Annotated in this window: 1 protein-coding gene; it reads right to left on the reverse strand. The window is 63.9% G+C overall.

Annotated elements, in window-relative coordinates; translation table 11 throughout:
* Positions 1-53: 53 nt before the first annotated feature.
* Positions 54-1,265, reverse strand: a complete 1,212-nt coding sequence (locus tag C7451_RS19660; RefSeq protein ID WP_066119276.1) for an IS256 family transposase — start codon at positions 1,263-1,265, stop codon at positions 54-56.
* Between the last annotated feature and the right edge of the window lie 158 nt (positions 1,266-1,423).

Below are 1,423 nucleotides of genomic sequence, written 5' to 3' on the forward strand. Positions count from 1 at the left end.
GGTCGTGTCCGTCAACGTGGTGTAAATTCGGTTGTGGCCAGCGGGCTGCATTTTCAGGCGGCCTTTGGTGTAATCTGTAGCGGCTGAGCCTCCTCGATGGTTGGTGTGGCGAGCGCTGCCATGCCCTCGATCTGCATGTAGCGGTGCTGGAGCTGGTATTCGTCGTTTTGCTCGAGCAGGACGGCGCCGACGAGACGGATGATGCTGTCCTCGTTGGGGAAGATGCCGACGACATCGGCGCGGCGCTTCACTTCTTTGTTCAGGCGCTCCAGCGGATTGGTGCTGTGGAGCTTGACCCGGTGCTGTTCGGGGAAGGTCATGTAGGCCAGCACGTCATGCTCGGCTTCATCCATGCAGGTGCCCAGCTTCGGCCAGCGGGCGCGCAACTGGTCGGCAACCTGCCGCCAGACCTGTGTCGCGGCGGCATGATCGGGCTGGAGGAAGACCTGGCGGATGGCGGCGGCAACGACCGTGTTCTGGCCCTTGGGGACGTATGCCAGCGCATTGCGCATGAAGTGGACGCGGCAGCGCTGCCAGGTGGCGCTGAGGACGCGGGTGATTGCCGCCTTGAGGCCTTCGTGGGCATCCGAGATGACCAGCCTGACCCCCGTCAGCCCGCGGCGGGCGAGGTCCTTGAGGAAGTCGGACCAGAACACCTCGGCCTCCGATGGGCCGATGTGCAGGCCGACGATCTCGCGCTTGCCCTCGGTGTTGACGGCAACGGCGATTATCGCGGCGACGCTGACGATCCGGCCGCCCTGGCGCACCTTCAGGTATGTGGCATCGAGCCAGAGGTAGGGCCAGTCGCCTGCTAGCGGGCGCTTGAGGAAGGCATGGACGCGCTCGTCGATATCTTTGCACAGCTTCGAGACCGAGGATTTGGAGATGCCGGTCATGCCCATGGCCTGCACCAGATCATCGACCCGCCGGGTGCTGACCCCGGCGATCCACGCCTCCTGGATCACGGCGACCAAGGCCTTCTCCACCGTCTTCCGCGGCTCCAGGAAGCCCGGGAAGTATGCGCCCGTCCGCAGCTTGGGGATCTTCAGGTTGAGCGTGCCGAGCCGCGTGTCGAGGCTGCGGTCGCGGTAGCCGTTGCGCCAGGTCGTGCGATCGCCGGAGCGCTCATGCCGGGCGGCACCGATCAGGCCCTCGACGTCGGCCTCCATGATGATCTGCAATACGCTTTCGGCAATGGTGCGCAGAAAATCTCCATCTCCGCTCTTCGCCAAAAGCTCGGCAAGCGGTAGTCTGTCTTCGGTCATCGGGATCAACTCCTTGGTTGGTGTGAAGCTTGGAAACTCCACCTTACCAATGAGCCCGGTGGCCACCGAGATCGAAATCGCGCGGGGTGGGGCATGCCCCACCCCGCGCGATCACCTCAATCTACACCAGAAATTACACCACGAGCGCGGACGCTAAC

Source organism: Blastomonas natatoria (assembly GCF_003201955.1).
GTDB lineage: Bacteria > Pseudomonadota > Alphaproteobacteria > Sphingomonadales > Sphingomonadaceae > Blastomonas > Blastomonas natatoria.